General features: G+C 60.5%; 14 protein-coding genes and 1 tRNA gene. 3 read left to right on the forward strand and 12 right to left on the reverse strand.

Going from position 1 to position 23,469, the window contains the following annotated elements; genetic code table 11:
- Window positions 1–8: 8 nt before the first annotated feature.
- From HJC00_RS01275 to HJC00_RS01300, 6 genes are all read right to left on the reverse strand, one after another.
- Complete coding sequence (locus HJC00_RS01275; protein WP_210629140.1) at window positions 9–1,013, reverse strand: ABC transporter permease subunit; 1,005 nt, start codon at window positions 1,011–1,013, stop codon at window positions 9–11.
- Between the two features lie 87 nt (window positions 1,014–1,100).
- The gene (locus HJC00_RS01280; RefSeq protein WP_221163538.1) at window positions 1,101–2,696 is read right to left on the reverse strand and encodes an ABC transporter substrate-binding protein; all 1,596 of its coding nucleotides are present in this window, start codon (window positions 2,694–2,696) and stop codon (window positions 1,101–1,103) included.
- Between the two features lie 332 nt (window positions 2,697–3,028).
- The gene (rirA, locus tag HJC00_RS01285) at window positions 3,029–3,511 is read right to left on the reverse strand and encodes an iron-responsive transcriptional regulator RirA (protein ID WP_210629142.1); all 483 of its coding nucleotides are present in this window, start codon (window positions 3,509–3,511) and stop codon (window positions 3,029–3,031) included.
- Window positions 3,502–4,671, reverse strand: a complete 1,170-nt coding sequence (locus HJC00_RS01290) for a M48 family metallopeptidase (protein ID WP_221163539.1) — start codon at window positions 4,669–4,671, stop codon at window positions 3,502–3,504. Before HJC00_RS01290 ends, rirA begins: the two co-directional genes overlap by 10 nt.
- A complete protein-coding gene (locus HJC00_RS01295) occupies window positions 4,661–5,743 on the reverse strand; it encodes a YjgN family protein (protein ID WP_221163640.1) in 1,083 nt (360 codons plus the stop codon). The genes HJC00_RS01290 and HJC00_RS01295 overlap by 11 nt, the downstream gene beginning before the upstream one ends.
- Window positions 5,744–5,895: 152 nt before the next feature.
- The gene (locus tag HJC00_RS01300; RefSeq protein WP_221146734.1) at window positions 5,896–7,392 is read right to left on the reverse strand and encodes a CoA-acylating methylmalonate-semialdehyde dehydrogenase; all 1,497 of its coding nucleotides are present in this window, start codon (window positions 7,390–7,392) and stop codon (window positions 5,896–5,898) included.
- Window positions 7,393–7,557: 165 nt separating this feature from the next.
- Between HJC00_RS01300 and HJC00_RS01305 the strand changes: the two genes are divergently transcribed.
- Window positions 7,558–7,869, forward strand: coding sequence for a putative quinol monooxygenase (locus HJC00_RS01305; RefSeq protein WP_221163540.1), 312 nt, complete (start codon window positions 7,558–7,560; stop codon window positions 7,867–7,869).
- A complete protein-coding gene (locus tag HJC00_RS01310) occupies window positions 7,869–8,750 on the forward strand; it encodes a LysR family transcriptional regulator (RefSeq protein ID WP_210629145.1) in 882 nt (293 codons plus the stop codon). Before HJC00_RS01305 ends, HJC00_RS01310 begins: the two co-directional genes overlap by 1 nt.
- On the opposite strand, the gene HJC00_RS01315 is transcribed toward HJC00_RS01310, so the two are convergent.
- The 5 genes from HJC00_RS01315 to HJC00_RS01335 form a co-directional block, all read right to left on the reverse strand.
- A complete protein-coding gene (locus HJC00_RS01315) occupies window positions 8,747–8,914 on the reverse strand; it encodes a hypothetical protein (RefSeq protein WP_210629146.1) in 168 nt (55 codons plus the stop codon). The two genes, HJC00_RS01310 and HJC00_RS01315, sit on opposite strands and share 4 nt — an antisense overlap.
- 36 nt (window positions 8,915–8,950) lie before the next feature.
- Window positions 8,951–9,388: a DUF4174 domain-containing protein gene (locus HJC00_RS01320; protein ID WP_210629147.1), complete on the reverse strand. Its 438-nt coding sequence runs from the start codon at window positions 9,386–9,388 to the stop codon at window positions 8,951–8,953.
- A 262-nt stretch (window positions 9,389–9,650) separates the two neighbouring features.
- Window positions 9,651–15,737 (reverse strand): M10 family metallopeptidase C-terminal domain-containing protein, encoded by a 6,087-nt coding sequence (locus HJC00_RS32960; RefSeq protein WP_221163541.1) that lies wholly within the window; start codon window positions 15,735–15,737, stop codon window positions 9,651–9,653.
- A 775-nt stretch (window positions 15,738–16,512) separates the two neighbouring features.
- Window positions 16,513–16,589, reverse strand: a tRNA-His gene (locus HJC00_RS01330).
- Window positions 16,590–16,719: 130 nt separating this feature from the next.
- Window positions 16,720–17,169, reverse strand: coding sequence for a phasin (locus tag HJC00_RS01335; protein WP_221124214.1), 450 nt, complete (start codon window positions 17,167–17,169; stop codon window positions 16,720–16,722).
- A 213-nt stretch (window positions 17,170–17,382) separates the two neighbouring features.
- Between HJC00_RS01335 and HJC00_RS01340 the strand changes: the two genes are divergently transcribed.
- Window positions 17,383–21,177 carry a PAS domain-containing sensor histidine kinase gene (locus tag HJC00_RS01340; RefSeq protein WP_221163542.1) on the forward strand — a complete coding sequence of 1,265 codons (3,795 nt, stop codon included), beginning with the start codon at window positions 17,383–17,385 and terminating at the stop codon, window positions 21,175–21,177.
- Window positions 21,178–21,432: 255 nt separating this feature from the next.
- On the opposite strand, the gene HJC00_RS01345 is transcribed toward HJC00_RS01340, so the two are convergent.
- A complete protein-coding gene (locus tag HJC00_RS01345) occupies window positions 21,433–23,385 on the reverse strand; it encodes an acetoacetate--CoA ligase (RefSeq protein WP_221146737.1) in 1,953 nt (650 codons plus the stop codon).
- Window positions 23,386–23,469 lie beyond the last annotated feature (84 nt).

Here is a 23,469-nt window from a genome sequence, read left to right on the forward strand (position 1 = left end):
GACCGCTCCTAGTGACGAATGCGCGGATTGATGAAGCCGTAGAGGACATCAACAATCAGATTGACCATCATGATGACGCCGGCGATCAGCAGAAGGCCGCCCTGCACCACCGCGTAATCGCGCTTGAACACCGAATCGACCATCCATTTGCCGATACCCGGCCAGGAGAAGATCGTCTCGGTGAGGATGGCGCCGGCAAGAAGGACGCCGATCTGCAGGCCGATCGTGGTGATGACGGGGATCATTGCATTGCGCAGCGCGTGCACGCCGACGACGCGCAGCGGCTTCAAACCTTTCGAGCGTGCGGTGCGGACATAGTCCTCACCGAGAACCTCGAGCATGGCCGAGCGCGTCTGGCGGGCGATGACGGCGAGCGGGATGGTCGCCAGCACGATGGTGGGCAAAATGAGGTAGCTGATGGCCGAGGCAAAGGCCCCTTTCTGACCTGACAGCAGGCTGTCGATCAGCATGAAGCCGGTCACCGGCTTGAAGAAATACATCAGCGAGATGCGGCCGGATACCGGCGTCCAGCCGAGATAGCCGGAGAAGAAGATGATGAGCAGCAGACCCCACCAGAAAATCGGCATGGAATAACCGACGAGGGCGACACCCATCACGCTCTGATCGAACCACGTGCCTCGCTTGACGGCGGCAAAGACGCCAGCGGGCACGCCGAGACAGACCGCAAGGATGATGGCGCAGAAGGACAGTTCCAGCGTTGCCGGAAACAATGTCAGGAATTCGCCGAGAACGGGCCGCTTGGTGACGATCGAGGTGCCGAGATCGCCCTGCAGCACTTTTCCGAGATAATCGAAATACTGCATATACATGGGCCGGTCGAAACCGAGATCGTGCATGATCTGGGCGTGCCGCTCCGGCGCCATGACGCGTTCACCCGAGAGCAGCATCACGGGATCTCCGGGCAGCAGGCGGATGAAAGAAAAGGCAATCAGGGAAACGCCGAGGAATGTCGGAATCAGCACCGCAAGGCGGCCGATGAAAAAGCGCAACATGGCAGATGTCCAATAGTTTCCGGCGGTCAGGAGGGTCCTGACCGCCGGCTGTGCCCAGCACTGCCGGGCATTTTTACATTATTCTTGTTATTCGGATACGTCGACGCCGTCGAAACGGTGAATGCCGAGCGGGTCCATCTTGAAGCCCGACACCTTCTTGCTCATCGGAACGAAGACAAGCGAATGGTCGAGGGTCGCCCAGGGGGCTTCCTCCTTGAAGATCAGCTGCGCCTGCTCATAGGCCTTGGTGCGCTCGCCGACATCGGCCGTCAGCTTGGCCTTGGTCATCAGGTCGTCGTATTCCTTGTTGCACCACTGGGCGCGGTTGTTGCCGCCGACGGCATCGCAGCCGAGCAACGTATCCATGAAGTTGTCGGGATCGCCATTGTCACCGGTCCAGCCGAGAATGACGGCGCCGTCACGCTTCACATCGGAGGAGAGCTTCAGGTACTCGGCCCACTCATGCGTGACGATCTCGACCTTGACGCCAATCTTGGCGAAGTCGGCCTGGATCAGTTCGGCAGCGCGGCGTGCGTTCAGCATGTAGGGGCGCGACACCGGCATCGCCCAGACCTTCATGCTGAGATCCTTGACGCCGGCATCTGCCAGAGCCTTCTTGGCGGCGTCCGGATCATACTTCTCGTCCTGAACGGCATCGTTATAGGACCACATGGTCGGCGGGATCGGATTCTTGGCAACGGTTGCCGCGCCCTGGAAGACGGCATCGACGATCGCCTGCTTGTTGATTGCCATGTTGAGCGCGCGGCGAACTTCCGGCTTGTCGAAGGGCGCCATCTGCGTGTTGTAGGCGAGGTAGCTGACGTTGAGGCCGGGCTGCTCCAGAACCGTCAGATTTCCGTCCTTCTTCAGTTCAGGAACGTCGGCGGCATTCGGATAGGGAATCAGGTGGCATTCGCCGGCTTTCAGCTTCTGAGCGCGGACGGCGGCGTCAGAGGTAATGGCAAAAACCAGATCGTCGATCTTTTCCTTGCCCTTGAAATAGCTTTCGTTGGCCTTGTAGCGGATGACGGCATCCGGCTGGTAGGCGACGAAGGTGTAGGGGCCGGTACCGAGCGGCTGCTGGTTCAGCTGTGCCATCTTGCCGTCGGCGGCAAGCTTGTCGGCATATTCCTTGGACATGATGGAAGCGAAGTCCATGGCGAGGTCGGCCAGGAACGGCGCTTCGGGATGGTTGAGCGTGAACTTGACGGTGAGGTCATCGACCTTCTCGACCGACTTGATCAGTTCCGGGAAGCCCATGCCGGCGGCGTATTCGTAAGAACCGCCCTCGACATACTTGTTCCAAGGATTGTCGGACTTCAGCTGGCGCTCGAAGGAGAAGACGACGTCGTCGGCGTTGAAATCGCGCGTCGGCGTGAAGAAGTCGGTGGTCTGGAACTTGACGCCGGGATGAAGTTTGAAGGTGTATTCCTTGCCGTCGTCCGAAACGCTCCAGCTGTCGGCCAAGCCGGGTTCGATCTCGGTGCCGCCATGCTTGAATTCGACGAGGCGGCTGTAGACGGTGCGCGAGGACGCGTCGAAGGTCGTGCCTGCCGTATAGAGGCTCGGGTCGAAGCCTTCCGGCGAACCCTCGGAGCAATAAACAAGGGTCTTGGACCAGGCGGACGTCGCCATGACCGAAATCAAGGCCGTCGCTGCCAGCATGACAGAGATCTTTTTCATAGTATTGTTTCCCGGTTGTTCTTTTTTGATGTCTGGAGACCCGTAGGCATCCCGATCGACGGTCGATGGAACGACATTTATCTACTGAAAGCAACGGCCTACGGAGAAAATTTTTCCAGCTGGACAATTTTAGAAATTTTTGGTCAAAAATCGGCCTCATTCGGAAATATTCGGACAAAAATGTCCGGGATTTCGTCGCATTTTGGACAATTGCGCCTCTCAGCAGCGCATGTTGGACATTTCAGCACCCCTGGGTGCAACCGGATGGCGCAAACAAAAACCGCGATCGCCGAGGCAACCGCGGTTTCATAAGTCAGACCTGTTTCTTGAAATCAGGCGGCGGGGGCAACGGCCGCCGGCTTGCGGTAGTGGTGCTCGCCGGTAATTCCGAGGAGGAAATTGATCTGGGGTCGGGCTTTGACGAGGTCATCGATCGAATATTCCGAGAGCACGCCGAAGAAGGCGTTCAACGCCTTGCGCAGCGCCGAGTTCAGGCCACAGCTGTCGACCAGCGGGCATTCGACCATGCCGTCATCCTCGAAGCATTCGGCCATGGCGAAACTGTCTTCCGTGACCCGGACGACGTCGAAGAGCGTGATCTCGGGTGCCGGCTTGCCCAGGCGCACACCGCCGTTGCGGCCGCGCACGGTTTCGACCAGACCGGCCTTGTTCAGCGGCTGCAGGATCTTGAAAAGAAAGAGTTCGGAAACCCCGTAGGCCTTGGCAATTTCCGGAATCCGGCTCAGCTGCCCTTCGTTGGCAGCACAATACATCAACATGCGAACCGCATAGTTGGTCTGCTTCGTCAACCGCATGCCGATCTCCTGACTCGTGCCTGTTCAGACGTATATAGGCGGTTTGGTAGTTTTGAACAATTCCAAAATATGAAATTCGCATTCAGCTTATGAGGCCATTTGCCGCGAGGCCAATCCTGCTTCAGAGCGCCGGCATAATCCAGGATTGCCTGCTTGCGCTCGGGCGTGCCGGGGTGGCTGGACAGCATGCTGGTGCCGGAGCGATCGCCGAGTTCTTCCTCCAGCAGGTCGAAAAACCGGGCGATCGAGGCCGGGTTCATGCCGGCCTCGCCCATCAGTTCGACGGAGCGCCGGTCGGCTTCGGCTTCGGCGTTGCGGGAATAGGATAATGCGAGCAGGCCACCGCCCTGGGTCAGGATATCCTCGACCCCGGAACCGATATCGCCGGCAATCAGCATGACGAGACCGGCGACGCCCGCCGCGCGATAGAGCTGCCTGAGGCTATGTTTATATTCGACATGGCCGATCTCATGAGCGAGAACGCCTGATATCATCTCATCGTCGCCACCCGCCAGGTCCACCAGTTGATCGGTGATGATGATGTTGCCGTCCGGAAGCGCGAAAGCATTGGCACCGATCAGGCCGCCATCGCGGAAATTCAGCACGTAACGCTCGGCGCCGCCCTCGGCATTGGCGGCCACCTGCCGAAAGAGACCGGCAATTTCCGCCTGCCGGAGGTCCGTCAGGCGACTCGGCTTCATCGCGGTATTATCCAGCGTGTTGAGAGCGCCGTACGATATCGCCCCGGAGACGACAGGTGGCGTCACGAAGATGGCGACTTCGACCAGGGCCGGCAGTGCATAACGGTAGATTCCAACGGCAAGCAGAAGGACGGCGATCACGAAGACGAAGATGCGCGGATGAAATTCTTCCAGCCGATGCACCCAGCCGCTTCTGCCCGCGCCGCGAAGGAAAGCATCGATGGCATCGTTGTCCGCGCTTTCGAAAACCGAGCCATTGGCAAAGACGGCGCGCCGCGGGATCGACCCGACACGCGGCGTGAAGGAGACTTGCCCAGCATCGCCGTCAGAAAGAATTGCGTCTTCTTCGGTCACGGCGACCAGGCGGCCGCCGCGCGACCGCAGGCGCGCGGGAACGGCGCCGCTCGAATGCGGCGGAAACCATTCCCCCTTGGCAATGGTCTCTGTGTCAGAAACCAAAATCGATCCCTTCCATGCTCATATATTCCGCACCGATGGCCGCACCTGTCGTTTGAATCTGCGTGAAAACTTCCCCGATTTCGCCGTCGATGCGGATTGCCGTGTGCTCGGCAACATAACGCGCCAGGCGGACCGCCGCCCAGGGACGCATCAAGCCGAGGGTGAGCACTGTGACAAAGACATTTGATATGGCTATCCAGGCATAGCGCACTGGAGAAAGATCGCTTCGCAATTTGTGCCGGCCATCAATCCACGTCGACGACCACACCATGTTATGGACGTCAGCCCGATAGATGATGCTCGCAAGACCATACACGATGAAGACAGTGAAGAAGATTGCGTATAGTCCGACCGCCGTTAAGGCATCACCGAGTTCGCTCCTGACTCCATCTGCGTTATAGGCCTGAAGCCATCCAATCATCGTCGAACCAAGCGTAGAGACAAGGACCGCTCCCACCACGACTATCAGCGCCGGGACAACGAGCGCACCATAAAGCGCTCCGACCCTAGGATCGGTTTGGAACGGCCGGTTTCCGTAGCGCAGATTGTTCAGGATATAGCGGTTGAGCCAACGGCTGGCGACGGGCGCAAGCAGGCCTAGCGACAGGAAAGCGACGAATCCTCCGAGCAACACAGAGACGAAGGCACCGCCGGCGGTGCCGGTGAAATCAAACCGTACGTTGCGGTAACTCGTCACGCGGGCGTTGAAACGAAGGCCTCTGGCGATCAGCCAGGGCAGAGCGATGAGCACCAGGATCGTGGTTACAAGTGAGAACAGCGGATGGATCGTCGCGAGAATGTTGGCCACAACAATGAAAGCGAAGACGATGAGGCGGCCAATGAGGATCTGCTTGCCGGTGGCGTCATATTCGAAAGCGCGGCCGAGCAGGACGGTGTTGCCGTAGAAGTAACGGTTTCGCCGCACTTTCGCCCAGGCGGAATAAATCCCGAGCGTTACGATCGTCAACAGGACATTGACAATCCAGATGCCGAAATATTCGGACGCCGTGCCGGTGAACCGGGCACGCTCGAACGCATTTGCCGCGGAGCCCGCGGACACTCTGTTATCCATGATCTTTGCTTCCCCCAGCACACTTGCCCAACCACCCTTGATGGGAATCGCGGTGGACGCATTATCTGAAAAGCAAAGAGGCGCAGAAATCAACAACCTTAAATAGAAAACGGGGGCCGAAAGGCCCCCGAATTGCAGATCGATGTGTCCGGTCACTTCATCGTCGGCATGACGAATTCGGCGCCGCTCTTGATGCCGGACGGCCAGCGGGCGGTGACGGTCTTGGTCTTCGTCCAGAACTTGATCGAATCCGTGCCGTGCTGGTTGAGGTCGCCGAAGCTCGATGCCTTCCAGCCGCCGAAGGAGTGATAGGCGAGCGGAACCGGGATCGGAACGTTGATGCCGATCATGCCGATATTGATGCGCGAGGCGAAATCGCGGGCGGCGTCGCCGTCGCGGGTATAGATCGCGACGCCGTTGCCGTATTCGTGCTTCATCGGCAGCGACAGCGCTTCCTCGTAGTTCTGGGCGCGAACGACGGAGAGGACGGGTCCGAAGATCTCGGTCTTGTAGATGTCCATCTCAGGCGTGACGTGATCGAACAGGCAGCCGCCGACGAAATAGCCGTCTTCATAACCCTGGAGCTTGAAGTCGCGGCCATCGACCACGAGCTTGGCGCCTTCCTCGACGCCACGGTCGATGAGGCCGCGAACGCGGTTATAGGCTTCCTTGGTGACGAGCGGGCCCATGTCGGCCTTGTCGTCGGTATAGGGGCCGATGCGCAGCGACTCGATCTTCGGCGTCAGCTTCTCGACGAGGCGGTTGGCGGTCTCTTCGCCGACCGGAACGGCAACCGAGATCGCCATGCAGCGCTCACCGGCCGAACCGTAGCCCGCGCCCATCAGCGCGTTGACGGCCTGGTCCATATCGGCATCCGGCATGATGATCATGTGGTTCTTGGCGCCGCCGAAGCACTGGGCGCGTTTGCCGTTCATCGCCGCCGTGCCGTAGACGTAGCGGGCGATTGGCGTGGAGCCGACGAAGGAAACGGCGCCGATATCCGGATCGGTGAGGATGGCGTCGACGGCGCCCTTGTCGCCGTTGACGACATTGAGGATGCCCGCCGGAAGACCGGCCTCGATCATCAGTTCGGCAAGACGGATCGGCAGGGAGGGATCACGCTCGGAAGGCTTCAGGATGAAGGCATTGCCACAGGCGATCGCCGGCGCGAACATCCACATCGGGATCATGCCGGGGAAATTGAAAGGAGTGATGCCGGCGCCGATGCCGACCGGCTGGCGGATCGAATACATGTCGATCGCCGGACCCGCGCCCTCGGTGAACTCACCCTTGGCGAGATGCGGGATGCCGCAGACGAATTCGCAGACTTCGAGGCCGCGAATGACGTCGCCCTTGGCGTCTTCGATCGTTTTGCCGTGTTCCTTCGAAATCAATTCGGCAAGTTCGTCCATATGCTTGTTCAGGAGCTCGACGAACTTGAAGAAGACGCGAGCGCGGCGCTGCGGGTTGGTGGCAGCCCATTTCGGCTGCGCGGCCTTGGCGTTCTCGACGGCGGCGCGAAGCTCCTCGACGCTGGCGAGGGCGACGGTCGCCTGCACTTCGCCGGTCGCCGGATTGTAGACGTTGCTGACCCGGCCGCTGGTGCCGGCGACCTGCTTGCCGCCGATGAAATGTCCGATCTCACGCATGAATGTTCCTCCTGTTTGGATGGCCTACATTCGCACTTCAATTTGCACAAATCAACGCGATGATATAAGCAACCGTTGTGCACAATTTATAGTTCTGATGCAGGCGCTGCTGCTCCCAAACTTGGAGCGGCATGCGGACAAGTCAAACTCAGGGAGGGTCAATCGATGAGCCAAAATCCGGTCGTGCGAATGGCGGATGTGGCGATCGCCGCCGACAGGCTCGACGCCTATCGGGCATTGCTGACGGAGGAGATCGAGGCTTCGGTCACGCTGGAAGAGGGTGTCCTTTCACTCAGCGCTGTTTCCATCCGAGAGGCTCCAAACCGCGTTCGTATTCTCGAAGTCTACACCGACCAGGAGGCCTATGAGGCGCATCTGCGGACACCGCATTTCCTCAAATATAAGAGCGAGACGGCCGGCATGGTGACGTCGCTGACGCTGATCGATGTCGATCCCATTGCAATGCGGGCCAAGTGATGAACTGGGACGACGTTCGCATCTTCCTCGCCATCGCCCGAACCGGCCAGATCCTCGCCGCGTCAAAGCGATTGGGGCTTAACCACGCCACGCTTTCACGTCGGCTGACCTCACTCGAAGAGGCGCTGAAGACGCGGCTCTTCGTGCGCCGGACGAATGGCTGCGAGCTGACGGCTGAAGGCGGCATCTTCCTTAATGCCGCCGAGCGGATGGAAACCGAAATGCTCGCGGCGCAGGCCAATCTCGGCCACACCGACACGGCGATTGCCGGGACGGTGCGCGTCGGCGCACCCGATGGTTTCGGCGTCTCCTTCCTGGCACCCCGCATGGGCAGGCTGATCGAGCGCCATCCGGAGCTGAAGATCCAGCTCGTGCCGGTGCCGCGCTCCTTCTCGCTGTCGCAGCGTGAGGCCGATATCGCCATCACGCTGGAACGTCCCGAACAGGGCCGGCTCGTCTCCTCCAAGCTGACGGACTATACACTCGGCCTCTATGCCTCGCGCGACTACATCGCCTCGAACGGCAGACCCGGCGATGTCGAAGCGCTGAAGGCGCATCCGCGCATCGGCTATGTCGAGGATCTGATCTTCACCGCCTCGCTGAATTTCTCCGGCGAGGTAATGCGCAGCTGGGACGCCGGCTTTGAAATCTCGACGGCGATTGGCCAGACGGAGGCGGTGCGATCAGGCGCGGGTATCGGCATCCTGCACGATTATATCGCCCGACAATATCCGGAACTGCAGCGCATCCTGCCTGACATTTCGATCCGACGGGCTTATTGGACGACCTATCACGAAACCGCGCGCGACCTCGTCCGCGTTCGCAGTGTCGTCGACTTCCTACAGGAACTCGTCCGTGCCGAGCGCCACATCTTCCTTTAAATTCCCGAAACGTGCTTGGCCGGCTCGTCGTTCTCATCGGGGTTGGGAACAGGAGCTTCGTCGGGGAGTCGGTCCGGCTCCGGTTCGGTGATCGGCGGCACCGGCTTCCAGCCGGGCGCCGGCATCGGCGGCTGATCGGGAATGGGTTCGTTGGGCACGGACATGACCGCCTCCCTTTATGTTTGCGATGTTCGTCGGGACTATTTGTCCGACTTCAGCGTCTCGGCAGCGCGCATCGGCATGCTGTCGATGATGGCGAAGAGCTCGCCATTGGTGATCGGCTCGCTGACCTTGAGCTTGACGGTGCCGTCCTTGCCGACAAGGAAGGCGGCGAATTCACCGGTCTCCGGCGCATCGAGATCGCGGCGGATCACTTCGCCGTCGAGGCCATCGGCGGCGCCGAAAAGCGCCCGCACCTTGCCGCCCGAGACCTTCAGCACCACCATATCGCGCTCATCGACCGCGCTGCGGTCGGCCAGCAGCTGGTTTTCCTGGCGCGCCGCGCGGGCATTGTCCCTGTCGGCGAAAAGAATGAAGACGCGATTCTTCCACTGGAATGCGGCCAGGCTTTCGATCGGCGAATAGGCGCCGTTCGTCTCGTCGATCTTGGTCGCGCCGTAGAGCAGCGTTTTCGACATGCGTATTCTCCCGTCAGCTTGGAGAACGGTGAGGGATGGCATGGGTTCCATTTAATCGACAGGATCCTGGTTTCGAGCCTGCACCTGCAGATTGCACGCTGCACTTTTGCGCGACATGCTCTCTAACCCCGCTGCCGTGCCTACCGTTGATCGAAAGAGCTACGCCCGCACCGACGTCCGTCAATATCCGCCGGACTTGATTCACGCCGTTACGGGTTCAGCCCCTTCCCGAAAAAAATGCGCCGCGAGGTCCGAGCAAGGATCACGCAAAGAAGAAGTCCCACGAATGCAGGCTTGAAAGAGCAACATTTGTTAGCGTTATGGTGTTGTCGGCATCGGCTCTGATAATTGTATCATTCCCGGACTGCTCAGTTGCCGCAAAAAGCGATTCCCAGTTGGCGAAAATGCTGTCATCGATCGAGATCACGTCACTTGCTGAGCCGGTTGCGACGAAGTTTGTGATCGTATCATGGCCCCAGTTCGGCGAGTAAATGAAGACGTCGGTTGCCGCTCCGCCAGTGAGGGTATCATTGCCGGCACCACCCGTTAGCGTATTCGAACCACTGCCGCCGACGATAATGTTGTCCAGCGCATTCCCTGTTCCGACGATAAACGTCCCAGATCCGATAAAGGTGAGGTTCTCGACATTGGCCCCCAGTGTATAGCTCGCCAGTGTCGTGCGAACCGTATCGGTCCCGGCGTCAGCAGCTTCGGCGACGATGTCGCCGGCATTGTCGACGATGTAGGTGTCGTTGCCCGCACCACCGATCAAGGTGTCCGCACCTGCTGCGCCATTCAGCGTGTCATTGAAGGCGCCGCCGATGATCGTATTATCAAGCGCGTTGCCGGTGCCGGTGAAGCTGGCGGAGCCGGTATGGGTCAGGTTCTCGACATTGTTGCCGAGCGTATAGCTGGCAAGCGCCGTCCGGACCGTGTCCGTCCCTTCATTGACATTCTCGATCACCACGTCGGTTGCGATATCGACCACATAGATGTCGTCGCCAATCCCACCCAGCATCGTGTCGGAGCCAGCCCCGCCGATCAATGTGTCATTGCCCGCAGCGCCTATAAGCTTGTCGGCGGCGACACCACCTGTGATGACGTTGTCGAGCAGATTCCCTGCCCCGGTAAAGGCTGCCGTTCCGATATAGGTGAGGTTCTCGACATTGGCCGCCAATGTGTGGGCACTCAGGGTCGTGCGAACCGTGTCGATCCCCTCATTGGCGTTCTCGGTGACGAGGTCGCCGGCATTGTCGACGATATAGGTGTCGTCGCCAACACCACCGATCAAACGATCGGCCCCGCCCCCGCCATTCAGCGTATCGTTGCCGACGCCGCCCGAAAGCGTATCGGCGGCAGCGCCACCCGTGATCACGTTGTCGAGATCATTGCCCGTTCCGGCAAAGGCTACCGTACCGATATAGGTCAGGTTCTCGACATCGCTGCCAAGCGTATAGCTTGCCAATGTCGTGCGAACCGTGTCGGTTCCCTCGTCGGCAGCTTCGGTGACGATGTCACCGGCATGGTCGACGATATAGGTGTCATCGCCCGCACCGCCGATCAAGGTGTCCGCACCTGCCCCACCATTCAGCGTGTCATTGAAGGCGCCGCCGGTGATCGTATTATCAAGCGCGTTGCCGGTGCCGGTGAAGCTGGCGGAGCCCGTAAAGAGCAGGTTCTCGACATTGTTGCCGAGCGTATAGCCGGCAAGCGCCGTCCGGATCGTGTCCGTCCCTTCATTGACATTCTCGATCACCACGTCGGTCGCAATATCGACCACATAGATGTCGTCGCCCGTCCCGCCCGACATCGTGTCGGAACCGACGCCGCCGATCAATGTGTCGGTGCCGGCGCCGCCGTTCAGCGTGTCATTGCCGATGCCGCCGTCAAGCGTGTCGTTGCCGGCGCCGCCGATGATCGTGTTGACGAGCGCATTGCCGGTGCCGGTGAAGCTGCCGGATCCCGTATAGAGCAGGTTCTCGACATTGTTGCCGAGCGTATAGCTTGAAAGCGCCGTCTTGATCAGATCGGTTCCTGCATTCAGCCCTTCGGTGACCACGTCGCCAACGTCATCGACAAGATAGGTGTCGTTGCCCGCACCGCCGATCAAGCTGTCCGCACCGGCCTTCCCATCCAGGGTATCGGCACCTGCCCCGCCCAGAATGGTGTTGTCGAGATCATTGCCCGTTCCGGCAAAGGCTACCGTGCCGATGCCGATATAGGTGAGGTTCTCGACATCGCCGCCAAGCGTATAGCTTGCCAATGTCGTGCGAACCGTGTCGGTTCCCTCATTGGCGGCTTCGGTGACGCTGTCGCCGACATTGTCGACGATGTAGGTGTCGTCGCCCGCACCGCCGATCAAGCTGTCCGTACCGGCTCCGCCATTCAGCGTATCGTTGCCGGCGTCGCCCGAAAGCGTATCGGCGGCAGCGCCACCCGTGATCGAGTTGTCGAGATTGTTGCCGGTGCCTGCAAACGGCCCCGTGCCGGCAAAGCTCAGGTTCTCGACATTGGCAGCAAGCGTATAGCTCGCCAGGTTGGTTCGAACCGTGTCGGTTCCCTCGTCAGCAGCTTCGGTGACGATGTCGCCGGCATTGTCGACGATGTAGGTGTCGTTGCCCGCACCACCGATCAAGGTGTCCGCACCTGCTGCGCCATTCAGCGTGTCATTGAAGGCGCCGCCGATGATCGTATTATCAAGCGCGTTGCCGGTGCCGGTGAAGCTGGCGGAGCCGGTATAGGTCAGGTTCTCGACATTGTTGCCGAGCGTATAGCTGGCAAGCGCCGTCCGGACCGTGTCCGTCCCTTCATTGACATTCTCGATCACCACGTCGGTTGCGATATCGACCACATAGATGTCGTCGCCAATCCCACCCAGCATCGTGTCGGAGCCAGCCCCGCCGATCAATGTGTCATTGCCCGCAGCGCCTATAAGCTTGTCGGCGGCGACACCACCTGTGATGACGTTGTCGAGCAGATTCCCTGCCCCGGTAAAGGCTGCCGTTCCGATATAGGTGAGGTTCTCGACATTGGCCGCCAATGTGTGGGCACTCAGGGTCGTGCGAACCGTGTCGATCCCCTCATTGGCGTTCTCGGTGACGAGGTCGCCGGCATTGTCGACGATATAGGTGTCGTCGCCAACACCACCGATCAAACGATCGGCCCCGCCCCCGCCATTCAGCGTATCGTTGCCGACGCCGCCCGAAAGCGTATCGGCGGCAGCGCCACCCGTGATCACGTTGTCGAGATCATTGCCCGTTCCGGCAAAGGCTACCGTACCGATATAGGTCAGGTTCTCGACATCGCTGCCAAGCGTATAGCTTGCCAATGTCGTGCGAACCGTGTCGGTTCCCTCGTCGGCAGCTTCGGTGACGATGTCACCGGCATGGTCGACGATATAGGTGTCATCGCCCGCACCGCCGATCAAGGTGTCCGCACCTGCCCCACCATTCAGCGTGTCATTGAAGGCGCCGCCGGTGATCGTATTATCAAGCGCGTTGCCGGTGCCGGTGAAGCTGGCGGAGCCCGTAAAGAGCAGGTTCTCGACATTGTTGCCGAGCGTATAGCCGGCAAGCGCCGTCCGGATCGTGTCCGTCCCTTCATTGACATTCTCGATCACCACGTCGGTCGCAATATCGACCACATAGATGTCGTCGCCCGTCCCGCCCGACATCGTGTCGGAACCGACGCCGCCGATCAATGTGTCGGTGCCGGCGCCGCCGTTCAGCGTGTCATTGCCGATGCCGCCGTCAAGCGTGTCGTTGCCGGCGCCGCCGATGATCGTGTTGACGAGCGCATTGCCGGTGCCGGTGAAGCTGCCGGATCCCGTATAGAGCAGGTTCTCGACATTGTTGCCGAGCGTATAGCTTGAAAGCGCCGTCTTGATCAGATCGGTTCCTGCATTCAGCCCTTCGGTGACCACGTCGCCAACGTCATCGACAAGATAGGTGTCGTTGCCCGCACCGCCGATCAAGCTGTCCGCACCGGCCTTCCCATCCAGGGTATCGGCACCTGCCCCGCCCAGAATGGTGTTGTCGAGATCATTGCCCGTTCCGGCAAAGGCTACCGTGCCGATGCCGATATAGGTGAGGTTCTCGACATCGCCGCCAAGCGTATAGCTTGCCAATGTCGTGCGAACCGTGTCGGTTCCCTCATTGGCGGCTTCGGTGACGCTGTCGCCGACATTGTCGACGATGTAGGTGTCGTCGCCCGCACCGCCGATCAAGCTGTCCGTACCGGCTCCGCCATTCAGCGTATCGTTGCCGGCGTCGCCGGTGATCGTGTTGGCGAGCGCATTGCCGGTGCCGGTGAAGCTGGCGGATCCAGTGTAGGTGAGGTTCTCGACATTGACCAAGGCGGCGATCGAGTAGGCTGCAAGCGCCGTGCGGATTTCGTCGGTGCCGGCGCTGACCGCCTCGTTGATCACGTCGCCCGCACTGTCGACCATATAGATGTCGTTGCCGCCGCCGCCATTCAGCGTGTCATTGCCGGCGCCGCCGTCCAGAACATCGTTGCCAGCGCCGCCGGTGATCGTATTGGCGATGCTGGTTCCAGTCCCGGTAAAATCGCCGGTGCCGATGAAGGTCAGGTTTTCGACATTGGCATTGATGGTCAAGGCATAGGAAGAAAGCGTCGTCTTGATCAGATCGCCTCCTTCATTCAGCCCTTCGGTGATCACGTCGGCAAGGGTATCGACAATATAGGTGTCGTTGCCCGCACCGCCGATCAAGCTGTCCGCACCGCCCTTCCCGTCCAAGGTGTCGGCACCTGCCCCGCCCCTGATCGTATTGGCAAGGTCATTGCCCGTCCCGGTAAAGGCTGCCGTGCCGATATAGGTGAGGTTCTCGAGATTGGCGGCAAGCGTATAGCTTGCCGATGTCGCGCGAACAGTGTCGATCCCCTCATTGGCGGCTTCGGTGACGCTGTCGCCAACATTGTCGACGATGTAGGTGTCGTCGCCCGCACTACCGATCAAGGTGTCCGCACCAGCCCCGCCATTCAGCGTGTCGTTGAAGGCGCCGCCGGTGATCGTGTTGGCGAGCGCATTGCCGGTGCCGGTGAAGCTGGCGGACCCTGTGTAGGTCAAGATCTCGACATTGTCGCGGAGCGTATAGGTTGAAAGCGCCGTCTGAACGGTGTCCGTCCCCTGGTTCGCACTCTCGATCACAAAATCGAAGTTATCGTCGACGGCATAGAGATCGTTGCCCGCCCCGCCCACCATCCAATCGGAACCAACTCCGCCGATCAATGTGTCAGCGCCGGCGCCGCCATAAAGCGAATCATTCCCGGCATTGCCCCAAAGCGTATTGTTCGCTTCGTTGCCTGTGATGTTGTCGTTGCCGGAGCCGGCCTGAACGTTCTCGATCAAGGACGCAACGTTGCCGTGAAACAGAAGCGCGTTGAAAATGTTGCCGCGGGCGTAGCCATTGTTCGGACCACCCCACAGATCGGCCAACTGGTCCTGGGAAAAGACCGAGTATCCGCCTGCTCGCAGGTCGATCTTGAGGGCGGTGGTATAAGCGCTCAAATCATAGGTATCGATACCGCCACCGTCCCAGATTGTTGCGAAGATCCGGTTGGCATCGGGCGTGATGGCCGCCACTCCGTTGACATAGGTGATGCCTTCGTCGGGATTCCACTTGTAGACGGTATCGCCACTGTTCGTGGTGTAGTCCGCACCATACATTTCCTGCAGGGCGGCGATGTCGAGCATCATGAAGGTTTGCGGCGCGCCATCATGCTCATACTTGTACCCACTCAAATTGTCTCCGACATAGGTGCGGTAGGTCATGATCGTGTATTCGACCGAGTCATACGCACTCGGAACAACTGTCGTATTGGCGTCATCCGGTTCATGAGCATGCTTCAAACCGAGAGCGTGACCCAACTCATGCGCCACGGTGTGGCCCGCATAGTTGCCGAACCCCGGAAAGCGAAGGTCATCTTCTGTGCCGGCATATTCGGTTCCGAACCAGACATCGCCGCTGTAGCTGCGATTACCCGGATAATAGGTCCATGCCGTCGGAGGCAGGGACGACTGAGCGAAGCGCACGGATGCGGTATCGGCGCCTCCCGCCTCAAAGTTCGCGTTCGTAAATCCCTCAACCGAAAAGCCGTCATTTGCCGCGTTTCCGTAGGATTGCTCCATAAGAAACAAGGCTGCAGACTGCTGTTGCGAAGAAATCGACGAGAAGTCGAAATCTTTCTCGCCCTCATAGGAATACGATGTCGAAAGGGTGGGAAACGCATAGGTTATCGTGCCGTCCCAGGCAACGCCGCTGATAAGCCCGTCAATTCTCTGATCCCCAGTCGTGTCGACGTACTTAATAAAAGTAATGAGGTTCGTCATAAAATCCCCGTTTGCCTATTCCATTTCGGCCGCGCCTAATGCCAATTTCCTCTGCTCCATTTGAAGAGGAAATTCAACCAAAAGCTTTATTTATATTCGAGAAGGTTTTTGATCTTGGCGACTAGCGCTTATGAGGCGCTTCCACCGCAACCTCTAACAAAGGCTAGAAGACATATTCCAGGATCCTGCGCCCTGCCCGTCCGAACCTGCGCAATTGCTCGCATGACGGCACTTAAATTGAAGTTACGGTCATCTGCTAAAATTTAGTAAGTCTCCACGCTTATCGGGAAAACGAGGTCCGAATTGTTTAAGCGCCCCTGAATGTTGTCTACGCCTCTCTTGCCACGGATCGGCTTCGCGGTTCGCATCCTTGGCAATTTTGCTTGCGTGGGGCATCGTTCCGGATCAAGTGGCGGATTGTTGCAATTGCGGAGCTCGCTGCTGCGTGCCGCATATGTAGCTCACCCAGAGGTATGGCACCATACGAGTGGGTTGTGGTTCCTGAATGTTCGAGTTGATGTGGCAAATAGGCAGCAAATTCGCCGGAAGCGTAGGCTCTTTTTAAGCGCTGCTCACTTTGCCTTCGGAATGTTGCCATCTGGTCAGGAGAGGCGCCTCGCCTACCATCCCATACGTGAAAGCCCGTGCTTTTTGGCAAGGCAAGCCAGCCTCGGTGCGGCGTCACTACAGATACAGTCAAACGTCTGTACGTTTTTCGGTCGAAATGACGTCAGCCAGAACGATTTGTCTGATAGGGAGCTGACCTAGAGAGAAATGGTACGGTTGGGGGGTCTCGAACCTCCGACCTCAGGTGCCACAAACCTGCGCTCTAACCAACTGAGCTACAACCGCATAAATCACGTTTGACGCGACGGGGGTCACATACGAGGACTTGGCGATGAATTCAAGTCCCATCCCTCATCAAATATACAAAAAGGCCGGACGCGGGGTCCAGCCTTTTGTCACGCAATGGTAAAACCGATCAGGCAACCTTGAAGGATGCCATGGCCTTTTCGGCGGCTTCCTTGGAGGGCTTTGCGAGCTTTTCGGCAACCTGCTTGGTGGTTTCCTGGATCGACTTCGCCTGTTCGACGGCGAGTTCGGCCTGCTTGCGCAGGAAGGAGGTCTGCAGTTCGAAGAATTCAGCCGGGGACTTGACGCCGAGCAGTGCTTCCATGTGCGAGAGCGAGCTCTCGGCATTGACGCGCAGGACGTCGATCGCCTTCAGGCCGATCTCGACGGTGCCGGCCTGTGCCGTCTGGACGGTGGCTTCGAGCGTCTTGCCGGCTTCCTCGCCAGCGGTCTTCAGCTTGGCATAGGCGTCTTTCGACTGCTGGGCACCCTTTTCAGCGAATTCGCGGAAGGATTCAGCCAGCTTGGACGGGTCGAAAGAAGCGATTGAAAAAACATCATCGGTCTTTATGGTAGCCATGGGTCGCATTCCTTTGGGCTAAGGCAGTTGCTGCCTGCGATCATCGAATGACGTCTATATAGAATATTTCATTGTGCATTGCAACATAAATTGTGCGACGCACAAGTCGTTAACCCTTTCGGCTGAAAGCACCCCGCTGTTCTGGACCGGCGTGCGACCTGCAGTTATTAATAAGCCGTTAATTTAGAAGGCCGACAGCGACAAGGTTTGATCATGCCCGCAGTCCAATATCCGTTCATCGATATCGCCGTGCATGCGCGGGTGCGGGAACGCTTTTCGCGCGGCGAGGCCATGGTGCTATTTTCGGCCGATCTTGCCCGCCTGCTCTGGGCAAACGGCGCAGGCGCGGAGCTTTTCGGCCATTCGGCGGTCTACGACCTGCTCGACCAGGGAGCCGATCGCACCGACATCACCTTTCGCCAGCTGGAAACGGCGGCGCGTCAGCTCGCCGATATCGGCGACAACAGAAGCCTGATGATCCGGGTCGCCAAGGGCTTCCAGCGCGTGCAGGTGCAGGCGGCGGCCGAACTGATCCGGCTTTCATCAGGCGAGAAGGCTATTCTGTTTTCCGTGCCGGTGTCGGCAAGGCCGCTAACGGCGGGCGCTGCGGCGGCCCAGATGCTGCAAGGTCTCGATGATCCCGACACGCATATGGCCGTCATCGGCGCCAATGGCGAGGTCATCGCGGCCTCGCCCGGCTTCGCCTCGCTCGCCATATCAGGTGAGACCGCAAAGGCCTTGATCAATCTTGCCGGCGCGCATCCCGATCGCCTGGTGAAGCGCCCGGTCGCCACCGGCAGGGGTTATCTTCCGGCAGCAGTCGGCAGGCTCAGCGACGAGCCGTCGCTCAATCTGCTCTTTGCCGTGGAAACCGCGATCGGTCATCTGGATCCGACCGATGCGCCCGTGCTCGACGCAGTCGATGCACCCCCGCAGGCGGCTGACGCGCCGGCGAGGGAAGAAGGCACGTCGTCATCCGAACTTCCTCCGCAAGAGGCGGCTGCGGCGACCGGCTTCGGCGAGATCGTCAATGCCGTCTCGGGAATCGAAGAGGTCGAGGAGACACTGGAGGAGATCGCCGACGACCGGGAACAGCCGGCCGAGGCGGCTGCCACCACCGCAGAGGCGGCGGTTGCGGACGAGAATCCGACCGCAACCGAAGCGGCGGAGAACGACGACGCGACCGAGAGCCGCATGGATGAGGCCGACGAGCCCGCGGCGCCCGTCGATGAGGCCGCGAGCCATTCCGTCGACGAGACGGCGGAAGCGACCGCGATGGCGGGGACACCCGCCGAGACCAGCCAAATGCCGCGCGATGAGGCGCCGGACGCCGCGCGCGAAGAGCCGGCCATCGCAGCCGACGCGCCCCCTCCCGCATCGCTTGCGCCCGAGCCTGGTTTCGTCTTCAGGCCGAACAGCCGCGCCACCCGCTTCGTCTGGAAGATCGATGCGGAAGGCCGGTTCAACGAAGTCAGTCACGAATTTGCCGAGGCCGTCGGTCCGCATGCATCCGCTATCATCGGCTCTGCCTTCAGCGACATCGCCGCTCTCTTCAATCTCGACCCCGACGGCAAGATTTCCGAGGCCCTTGCGCGCCGCGACACATGGTCGGGGAAGACGATCCTCTGGCCGGTCGAAGGCACCAGCCTCGTCGTCCCGGTCGATCTCGCCGCACTGCCGACCTATACCCGCAGCCGCGACTTCGACGGCTTCCGCGGCTTCGGCGTCGTCAGGCTTTCCGATACGCAGGAGGATCCGCTGGCGCTCGGCCTGACGCTTGGCCCGGACGGTGTCGGCCATGATGCGGCAGGCCTCGGCCCGGCGGCCGACGCGGTCAGCGAACCGGCGCACGAGATTGACGCCGCGCCCGAAGCGGCCCCGGCAGAAACGATCGCGGCGGACGTGATCGAGGACCACCCTCAGATCGAAGAGACGCCTTTCGAAGCGGCCGGAGGGGAGGCCGGCTTCGAGCCGCCCACCCGGGAGAGCGCCGCCGAAGAGGTGCAGGAGGGCGCCGGTGAAGGGCTGGCGGCCGATGCCGCAGACGAACCCCCGGCGCTTCGCATCGTGGAAACGCCCAATCGTCGTTCCACCGACAAGGTGGTGCAGCTTCACAGCACAGGCGCCGCATTGACGGCCGCCGAACAGGCGAACTTCCGCGAAATCGCTAAGCGCCTGGAAGCCTTCGGCGCCCGCAGGGAGGAGCCCGACACCCCGGCGCCGACGGGCACCACCGCCACGGAACCGGCGGCTTTCGAAGAAAGCGCGGCGCCCGAAGCCTTCACCGGCGAAACGCCCGGCGCCGATACGGCCGACACAGCTTCGGCCGAGGAGATTGCGCCGCAGGAAGCGATCTTCGAGAAGGCGGCCGAGTCGTTGCGCGAAGACGGCGCCGCGGAAGAACCCGCCGCCATCACCGAGGACGAGGCGACGGAAGGGCTCGAGGAGACGGTCAGCCAGATCGAGGTTCTCACAAGCTTCATCCCGCCGCGCGTGAAGATGATTGACGGGCTTTCGGCCGGAACGGTCGACCAATTGCCCGTCGCGGTGCTTATCCATGTCGGCGATGCGCTGATCCATGCCAATCCCGAATTCATGCGGCTGACGGGCTACCAGTCGCTCGACGCGCTGCGTGAGGTTGGCGGTATCGAAGCCCTGCTGCAGCGGCGCGAACTTGAGGAAAAGGCAGCCGGTTCCGGCACCATGATGCTGGTCAAGGCCGACGACACGCTGACACCGGTGACTGCGCGGCTGCAATCGGTGCGCTGGGAAGATGCCAATGCTCTGATGCTGGCGCTGATGCCGGTGGAAGGCAAGGAGGATGGCCGCGGCGACAGCAACCGTTCCGAAGCGCGTCCGGAGCGGATGGTCGAGAAGGTCGCCAAGCTTCAGGTCGAGGTCGAGGAATTGCGCTCGATCCTGGAAACGGCGACCGACGGCGTCGTCGTCATCGGCACCGAGGGCGATATCCGTTCGATGAACCGGTCGGCGAGCGCGCTGTTCAATTACGACGAGCAGGAGACGCGCGGCAAACCCTTCGTCATGCTGTTTGCCCATGAGAGCCAGAAAGCCGTCCTCGACTATCTGAACGGCCTTGCCGGCCACGGCGTGGCAAGCGTGCTGAACGACGGGCGCGAAGTGATCGGCCGCGAGGCCGGCGGCGGCTTCGTGCCGCTGTTCATGACGATGGGCCGGCTTACCTCCTCGAACGGTTATTGCGCCGTCATCCGCGATATCACCCAGTGGAAACGCACCGAGGATGAGCTGCGCAATGCCAAGGGCGCGGCCGAAACCGCCAACGCCCACAAGACCGATTTCCTCGCGCGCGTCAGCCATGAAATCCGCACGCCGCTCAACGCCATCATCGGCTTTTCCGACATGATGGCCGGCGAGCGCTTCGGTCCGATCGGCCATCCCCGATATATCGAATATGCCAACGATATCGGCCGCTCCGGCCGGCACGTCCTGGATATTGTTAACGATCTCCTCGATATTTCGAAGATCGAGGCGGGCGAGATGGATCTTGACTTCGCCGCCGTCGGCCTCAACGAGGCGGTCTCAGAGGCCGTCGCCCTCGTCCAGCCGCAGGCAAACGGCCAGCGCGTCATCATCCGCACGGCGCTGTCGCATTCGGTGCCGGAGGTCGTAGCCGATCTGCGCTCGATCAAGCAGATCGCGCTCAACATCCTGTCGAACGCCATCCGCTTTACGCCGTCTGGCGGACAGATCGTCGTTTCCACCTCCTACGAGGCGAATGGCAGCGTGGTGTTGAGGGTTCGCGATACCGGCATCGGCATGACGCGCGCCGAACTCGACCATGCGATGAAGCCGTTCCGCCAGGTCTCCTCGACCCAGTCACGCCATCGCGGCGACGGCACCGGGCTCGGCCTGCCGCTGACCAAGGCGATGGTGGATGCCAATCGGGCGACATTCTCGATCAATTCGGCGCCGAACGAAGGCACGCTTGTCGAGATCACCTTCCCGTCGCAACGTGTGCTGGCTGGCTGATCCCTATCGACGGGGCAGAGCCGCCGGAACGCTGCACGGCAGGCAAAAAAAAGGCAGCCGGAGGCTGCCTTGAATGGGTGCTGTTCAACAAGAGCTCAGTCGATCAACGTCATGTTTCGTAAGCCCGGAGGCTTCAGGCCGCCTCGTTCATGTGCGGCCCCCAAGTTGTTTCACCTTTGACAAAGGTTTCTTAACGAAAGGTTTCCATGACAGGGGATTGCTGAATGGTGAAAGCTTGTGGTTTACGGCTCCTTATCAGTCCCTCAGTTCACTCAAATCAGCGAAGAGCCGCAGCGCTTCCGGATTGGCGAGCGCCTCCTGGTTTTTCACCGGCCGGCCATGAACGACCTCACGCACTGCAAGCTCGACGATCTTGCCGGATTTGGTGCGGGGAATATCGGCAACCGCGATGATCTTTGCCGGCACGTGCCGCGGCGAGGCGCCGGCGCGAATACGCGCCTTTATCGCCTTGACGAGATCCTCGGTCAGCGTCACACCTGAGGCAAGGCGGACGAAGAGGATGACACGCACGTCGTCGTCCCATTCCTGGCCGATACACAGTGCCTCGGCCACCTCGTCCATCTGTTCCACCTGGTTGTAGATCTCGGCCGTGCCGATGCGCACACCGCCGGGGTTGAGCGTCGCATCCGAGCGGCCATGGATGACGAGGCCGCCATGCTCTGTCCATTCGGCAAAATCGCCGTGGCACCAGACATTGTCGAACCGCTCGAAATAAGCGGCGCGATATTTGGCGCCATCAGGATCGTTCCAGAACATCACAGGCATGGAGGGGAAGGCCTTGGTGCAGACGAGTTCGCCCTTCTCACCGCGAACCGGCTTGCCGCCATCGTCCCAGACGTCGACCGCAAGACCGAGACCAGGACCCTGGATCTCGCCGCGCCAGACCGGCTGCAGCGGATTGCCCAGCACGAAACAGGAAACGATATCGGTGCCGCCTGAGATCGAAGCAAGCTGCACGTCCGCCTTGATGCCCTCATAGACGAAGGTGAAACCCTCGGGTGACAGCGGAGAACCGGTGGAGGTCATCAGCCGGAGGCTGGAAAGATCGTGGCTTTTGCGCGGCGTCAGCCCGCCCTTGCGCACCGCATCGATATATTTTGCCGAGGTGCCGAAAATTGCGAATTTTTCCGCCTCGGCATAGTCAAACAACACATTGCCGTCCGGTGCAAAGGGCGAACCGTCGAACAGGCAGAGCGCGGCGCCGCTGGCGAGCCCGCTGACCAGCCAGTTCCACATCATCCAGCCGCAGGTGGTGAAGTAGAAGAGCTTCTCGCCCGCCTGCAGGCCGCAATGCAGCCGGTGCTCCTTGAGGTGCTGCAGCAGCGTGCCGCCGGCCGAATGCACGATGCATTTGGGCACACCGGTCGTGCCTGAGGAAAAGAGGATGTAGAGCGGGTGGGCGAAAGCAAGCGGCGTGAAGGCGATCTCCTTGGCCTCGTAGGGCGCAATGAAAGCTTCCAGCGTCGAAGCCCCTGATGTCTTGCCCGCCACTGCCTCGGCATCGCCGGCATAGTGAACGACGACCGTGGGGACACCGAGGCTTTTCGCCACCGCGGCAACCTTGGGGCCAACGTCCTGCAGCTTGCCGGAATACCAATAGGCGTCGCAGGCGATGAAGAGCCGGGGACCGATCTGGCCGAAGCGGTCGAGCACGCCCTGCTCGCCGAAATCGGGAGAGCAGGATGACCAGATGGCGCCGATCGAGGCGGCGGCCAACATGCAGGCGATGGTCTCCGGCATGTTGGGCATCATGGCGGCGATGCGGTCGCCCTTGCCGATGCCGAGTGCCGCGAAGGCCTGCTGCAGCTTGGAGACCTGCGCGCGCAGCCGATCCCACGACCAACGGTCTTCGGCCTTGTCCTCGCCGCGGAAAATGATGGCGTCGGCCTCGCCGCGGCCGGGCAGCAGGTTTTCGGCGAAATTCAGCGTCGCATCGGGAAAGAAGCGGGCCTCCAGCATGCGGTCGCCGTCGACGAGCACCCGTGCGCCGCGTTCTCCCTTTACGCCGCAGAAATTCCAGACGCTCGACCAGAACTTCTCCCGCTCGGCCACCGACCATGCGTGCACATCCTCAAAGCCTGCAAGCGAGAGGCCGAATTCTCTATTGCAACGCTCGATGAAGGCATGGATCGGGCTTGTTGCAACGGTCTCGGCCGAGGGCACCCAAAGTGGCTTGTTATCCTGCATTCATTCTTCCTCCCCAATCCCGTCCTTATATCATGCTGCATTGCATTATAAAGTGCGACCGCCCGATCCCAAGCCTAAACGCGT

It is taken from the genome of Rhizobium sp. NLR22b (assembly GCF_019685295.1).
Classification (GTDB): domain Bacteria; phylum Pseudomonadota; class Alphaproteobacteria; order Rhizobiales; family Rhizobiaceae; genus Rhizobium.

Bases quoted from the DNA above. Each gene is read 5' to 3' on its own strand.
- HJC00_RS01275 (WP_210629140.1), bottom strand. From the start codon at position 1,013: ATGTTGCGCTTTTTCATCGGCCGCCTTGCGGTGCTGATTCCGACATTC.
- HJC00_RS01280 (WP_221163538.1), bottom strand. From the start codon at position 2,696: ATGAAAAAGATCTCTGTCATGCTGGCAGCGACGGCCTTGATTTCGGTC.
- rirA (WP_210629142.1), bottom strand. From the start codon at position 3,511: ATGCGGTTGACGAAGCAGACCAACTATGCGGTTCGCATGTTGATGTAT.
- HJC00_RS01295 (WP_221163640.1), bottom strand. From the start codon at position 5,743: ATGGATAACAGAGTGTCCGCGGGCTCCGCGGCAAATGCGTTCGAGCGT.
- HJC00_RS01300 (WP_221146734.1), bottom strand. From the start codon at position 7,392: ATGCGTGAGATCGGACATTTCATCGGCGGCAAGCAGGTCGCCGGCACC.
- HJC00_RS01305 (WP_221163540.1), top strand. From the start codon at position 7,558: ATGAGCCAAAATCCGGTCGTGCGAATGGCGGATGTGGCGATCGCCGCC.
- HJC00_RS01310 (WP_210629145.1), top strand. From the start codon at position 7,869: ATGAACTGGGACGACGTTCGCATCTTCCTCGCCATCGCCCGAACCGGC.
- HJC00_RS01315 (WP_210629146.1), bottom strand. From the start codon at position 8,914: ATGTCCGTGCCCAACGAACCCATTCCCGATCAGCCGCCGATGCCGGCG.
- HJC00_RS01320 (WP_210629147.1), bottom strand. From the start codon at position 9,388: ATGTCGAAAACGCTGCTCTACGGCGCGACCAAGATCGACGAGACGAAC.
- HJC00_RS32960 (WP_221163541.1), bottom strand. From the start codon at position 15,737: ATGACGAACCTCATTACTTTTATTAAGTACGTCGACACGACTGGGGAT.
- HJC00_RS01335 (WP_221124214.1), bottom strand. From the start codon at position 17,169: ATGGCTACCATAAAGACCGATGATGTTTTTTCAATCGCTTCTTTCGAC.
- HJC00_RS01340 (WP_221163542.1), top strand. From the start codon at position 17,383: ATGCCCGCAGTCCAATATCCGTTCATCGATATCGCCGTGCATGCGCGG.
- HJC00_RS01345 (WP_221146737.1), bottom strand. From the start codon at position 23,385: ATGCAGGATAACAAGCCACTTTGGGTGCCCTCGGCCGAGACCGTTGCA.